1 rRNA gene is annotated in these 318 nt (G+C 56.0%); it reads right to left on the bottom strand.

The annotated features are described in order from the left end of the window. Window positions 1–318, bottom strand: a 16S ribosomal RNA gene (locus PZH32_RS12275); the annotation flags it as partial.

Consider the following 318-nt stretch of genomic DNA (forward strand, 5'->3'; position numbering starts at 1 on the left):
TACCGCGGCTGCTGGCACGTATTTAGCCGGTGCTTCTTAGTCAGGTACCGTCATTTTCTTCCCTGCTGATAGAGCTTTACATACCGAAATACTTCATCGCTCACGCGGCGTCGCTGCATCAGGGTTTCCCCCATTGTGCAATATTCCCCACTGCTGCCTCCCGTAGGAGTTTGGGCCGTGTCTCAGTCCCAATGTGGCCGGTCACCCTCTCAGGTCGGCTACTGATCGTCGGCTTGGTAGGCCGTTACCCCACCAACTACCTAATCAGACGCGGGTCCATCTCATACCACCGGAGTTTTTACCCCTGCACCATGCGGT

This window comes from Adlercreutzia equolifaciens, from assembly GCF_029076695.1.
Lineage (GTDB): Bacteria > Actinomycetota > Coriobacteriia > Coriobacteriales > Eggerthellaceae > Adlercreutzia > Adlercreutzia equolifaciens_A.